The organism is uncultured Amaricoccus sp. (assembly GCF_937858865.1).
GTDB lineage: Bacteria > Pseudomonadota > Alphaproteobacteria > Rhodobacterales > Rhodobacteraceae > Amaricoccus.
In genome coordinates this window covers 1-4109 of sequence record NZ_CALLYO010000265.1, presented here as the reverse complement: position 1 = coordinate 4109, position 4109 = coordinate 1, and the positions used below count along the sequence as shown (strand labels likewise).

Here is a 4109-nt window from a genome sequence, read left to right as displayed (position 1 = left end):
ATCGACCGCGGCCAATGCCCGCCTCCTCAAATCCATCGATAGTGGTTTGCCCATCTCGCTGCCCCCGATACCTGCCTCGGGAACAGAGAATCAGAACCAAGCAGCCTTGGGAATCCCTTAACGATTCACAACGAAAGGGCGCCGCTCTAAAGCATTGTTATTGATAGGTTTAGACCCGAAGCCGCAAGCCAGTCCCACCGAAACGCAATCAGAAAAGTGCGATGTCCGCCCCGCCTCTCGAGGCCAGGAGCAAGTTGTCTTGTGCCGAAACACTCTCCACTCTTACAAGCACCTCCATCGAGATCAAATCGACGTTCGTTCCGACAAAGTTGCCTGCCACCTGGGTGACCTGTTCGATGTTTCGGGCCACGGCGAGTGGTACCAGGTTGAGGGACCCGAAGCTCCGGTTTGTGGGATCGAAGGCAATCCATCCGGCACCGGGGACAAATATCTCGACCCAGGCATGGGTGGACCCGGAACCCGCAGATCCCAGGAGGCTTTCTTCAGCATCGGAAAGATAGCCGGATACGATGCGGGAACCGAGTCCAAGTGTGCGCGCGGCTTCGGCGAGCAGGACCGCAAGATCACGGCACGAGCCCCATCGCCGGTCGAGCGTCTCGATCGGTGCCTGGGTGCCTTCAGTGTCGCGGCTCTGGTAGGAAATCTGGGTGAACACACCATTGCTGATGTCCTTCAGCAAGGACAGCGTGTCGGTCGGGCGCGCCATGACAAAGCCCTCGACCCATAGGGAAAGCCGACCGTCCGGGTCGGGATATTGTGGAACAGTCAACGCGCCCAGATCCGTCCATTCGTCGTCGGCGTAGACAAAGGGGTACTGCGCGGCCGAGGCGGCGATGGCAAAGACCGGCCATGCAGGCGCGGTGAGATCCACTGTGGCACGGCTCTCGATCACCAGATGATCCGTCACGTCGTCAAAGACGGCGGTGGCGACAGCGTTGCCGGCCACGTCGTGCGCCCAAGTCACCGTCGCCGTCGGAGAAATGGAGAGGGCATGTGCCAGTAGTCGCAGTTCCCTTGTTTCTCGGGGACGTAGCATCAACCGATGGGGTCCAAGAGGGACCTTTTGACGGTATCTGTAGGTCGTGGTGTGAACGATCTCGAGGCAGGCCAAAATGATGTTCCAGTCAGGATTGAGGAAGACGGCGCGCGGCTGCGGGATCAGCGGCGGCGAGATGCGCCCGCGCTGACGGGCGCGGCGTTCCGCCAGGCATTCAACCCCTTGCAGCGTCGGCAAATCCGTTCTCCGAAGCCCTCGCTCCAGAACGAGGTTTCGCATCGCAGGCATCGGCGTTCTTGCGGAACATCACCCACGGCCCTTGGGGTCGCGATGCCCGGTACGTCACCTTCGGCGAGGGCCTTGTCCGCCATCACGTTTTTCCCGCAGCCAGACGGGTGCGCAAGGGCGGCGGCGAGTCCGGTCGCGTAGGCATGCCTTCGTTTTCGGCGATCCGGATCGACTCTTCGTCCCGCGCTCCTCGGGCGGTCGTCTTCGAAGGCGGCGCAGCCAGGTTCGGATCGGACGTCCCAGACCGGGAATAGAGTTGTCGCAGGTGCGCCTCGGAGACCCCGTCGGCCTTCATCACGAGCTGTACCATCGGATCAGCCAGCATTTCTTCAAGGAAAAAGTCGGACAAGTCCCTGCCGGTCAGCTTGTCCCTGGCGCGTGCTTGGTCGAGGTCGGCAAGGGAAACAGTCAGAGTCCGTGCAAGTCCAGGATGAGATATCCTGGGATGAAGCTTCACAAGGACGGAGGCTTTCCAGGCTGCGGGATCCCGTTGATCAGGGGGCGAAGCCACTTCCGTATCGATCTCGTACTCTCCCGCCGGGAGAATCTCGTCAAAGCCCGGAACGGTGAAGGGTCGGGAAAAAACCGCAACGGTCTTGCTTCTCAGATCTTCCATTGGCGCGCTCCTTTCCCATGGGTGCTGTGGGCGGTCCGCGCCCCTCACGGGAATGAGGCGCGTAACCGGTGTACACCCTCAAGATGTCTTGGGTTTCGCGGCTGCATCCTTGCCAGAAGCCTTGGGCTCGGTCTCCTTGGCAGGGGTCGTCGCTGTTTTCGCAGGCTTGGGCTTTAACGCAGCCGCAGCCCTGGCGGTCAGGTCCTTGAAGGACATTTCATCGATCCTTTGATTTTCCGACGCCAGCTCCTCGTCCATGTCGGACCGGGATACCTCGCATCGGTACTTTACATATAGGGGCTGGCGACCCGAATTGCGATGGTGCATCGAAAAGGAAGCCGAGGTCAGTCAGGCCAATTCATACGTCCAGACCTTGAATTCCATCAACGTGTTCTGGCCGAATGTCTGGGTCAGAGGGACATCGGCAGCATCGCGACCGCGCGCGATCAGAATTCTCGCATACCTCGGCTTGTTGTTCCGCGGGTCGAACAAGTGCCATTCCCCAGCGAGAAAGACCTCCATCCACGCGGCAAAATCCCCAGGCGGATGAGGCAGAGGCTCCCCGATGTCGCTCAGGTATCCGGTGCAGTAGCGGGCCGGAATGTTCATGCATCGGCACAGGGCGATGGCGAGATGGGCAAAGTCGCGGCAGACACCCTGCCCCTCGGCGAGGGTCTGCGACGCTGTGCGCGTCGCCTTTGCCTGCATATAGTCGAAGCGGACATGTCCATGCACGAAATCGCAGATCGCCTGGACGCGTGACCATCCGGCGTCCGTGGTCTCGAATAGGCGCCACGCCTCCTCCGACAGAAGGTCGGTGTCGCAATACCGGCTGCCCTGCAGAAACACGAGCGTCTCGAAAGGAAGATCCTGAACCTCGTGCTGCCGCGCGCCGGGCATGGAGGGATCAGGCAGGCCCGTGTCGCGGAAGACGCCATCCGTCGACAGGCAGAAGTCGCCCGCCGGAGCCAAGACGCGCGTGCACCAGTTGCCGAAGCCATCCCGGTAGCTTTCGAGGGGCACGCTCGGCGAGGTCACGAGATAATCGGCACGCTCCAGATCGCCGAACCGCGAGTAGTGCACGTTCAGAAGCGCAATCAGCGGCGTCGGTTGAGGGAAGCTGTATCGGAGACGACACCCTATGCTGACGCGTATGCCGGACACGCGGCTGCGCATCGTTCTGTCACCCTCATCTTCCAAGGACGCACGCCCCGTCCGAAAGCTGGAAACCTCGATTGCAGCTCCACCGGTTGCCGGATCGGTCGAGATAGGCGTTCTCCGGCAGATCGATGGCGACGCAGGCGCCATTCAGCACCTCGTATCCGCGCTCGCAGCTCCAGCCCGGTCCATAGGATGCCTCGTCCAGATAAGCATTCGATGGCACGACAACGGCGTCGCATCGGTCGTCGATTCTGACGAAGCCTCTCTCACAAGCCCAGGCGGCGCCGTAGTCTGCGTTGGTCAGATACGCGTTCTCTGGCACGGCAATCGGCGAACATGTCTCTGCAGCGGCCTCATAGCCACGATCACAGGTCCATCCCCTCCCCGAGGCATCGTCCGTCAGGTAGGCACGCTCGGGCAGAACAATGGGCACGCATGCCTCGTCCTCCTGCCGGAACCCGCGTTCGCATTGCCAATCGTAACCGGAAGACCGGAGGAAGGCATTGGCGGGCACCGGGATGGGATTGCAGGACGTCCCGTCCACCTCCTCGTACCCTCGGTTGCACTCCCATCCCGTCCCGTAGGAGCGCCCGGTTGGATAGGCATGCTCGGGGATATCGAGAGGCAGGCATTCGGCGCCCTCTACCCGGTAACCGATGTCGCAGACCCATCCGCCGCCATAGCTGCGCGGCTGGGCGTTCTCCGGCATTGGGCCGGTTCCATCCTGCGCAAGCACGGGAAAGGCGAAAGAGGCGATCACACCGGCTATGGCTGCCGTCCGCGCGATCAGCCTCGCCAAGGGATGTCTCATCGCAGCTTGTTCCTTGGCGGACCAGAGCCCGTTGGTTGCCGCGCGAGTCCTCGATAGCCCAAGCGTGAGCGTTCCGGTCAGCCGTCGAGTGGGCGCGGCCGGTAGCGGGGAGGCTCTGGAATTCGGTCTCGTTGGCATGCCTTCGTTCTCAGCCACCTGGATCGCGAAGTCCTGCGGGAGTGTCGGGTGGGTGCTGCTGGTCATCGGGGCGACAA

The 4109-nt window shown here is 61.9% G+C and carries 5 protein-coding genes; all 5 read right to left on the bottom strand.

The window, feature by feature from the left end; all coding sequences use genetic code 11:
* Positions 1–208: 208 nt before the first annotated feature.
* The gene (locus Q0112_RS07430; protein WP_297973417.1) at positions 209–1255 is read right to left on the bottom strand and encodes a transglutaminase family protein; all 1047 of its coding nucleotides are present in this window, start codon (positions 1253–1255) and stop codon (positions 209–211) included.
* A gap of 133 nt (positions 1256–1388) precedes the next feature.
* A complete protein-coding gene (locus Q0112_RS07425) occupies positions 1389–1922 on the bottom strand; it encodes a hypothetical protein (protein WP_297973414.1) in 534 nt (177 codons plus the stop codon).
* A 78-nt stretch (positions 1923–2000) separates the two neighbouring features.
* Positions 2001–2180 (bottom strand): hypothetical protein, encoded by a 180-nt coding sequence (locus Q0112_RS07420; protein WP_165020056.1) that lies wholly within the window; start codon positions 2178–2180, stop codon positions 2001–2003.
* 90 nt (positions 2181–2270) lie between these two features.
* Positions 2271–3098, bottom strand: a complete 828-nt coding sequence (locus tag Q0112_RS07415) for a transglutaminase family protein (RefSeq protein WP_297973409.1) — start codon at positions 3096–3098, stop codon at positions 2271–2273.
* Positions 3099–3111: 13 nt separating this feature from the next.
* Positions 3112–4109: hypothetical protein (locus tag Q0112_RS07410; protein WP_297973406.1), on the bottom strand; the 998-nt coding region annotated here is incomplete at its 5' end.

Excerpts from the sequence above, each read along its gene's own strand:
- Q0112_RS07425 (WP_297973414.1), bottom strand. The coding sequence starts at position 1,922 with ATGGAAGATCTGAGAAGCAAGACCGTTGCGGTTTTTTCCCGACCCTTC.
- Q0112_RS07420 (WP_165020056.1), bottom strand. The coding sequence starts at position 2,180 with ATGGACGAGGAGCTGGCGTCGGAAAATCAAAGGATCGATGAAATGTCC.
- Q0112_RS07415 (WP_297973409.1), bottom strand. The coding sequence starts at position 3,098 with ATGCGCAGCCGCGTGTCCGGCATACGCGTCAGCATAGGGTGTCGTCTC.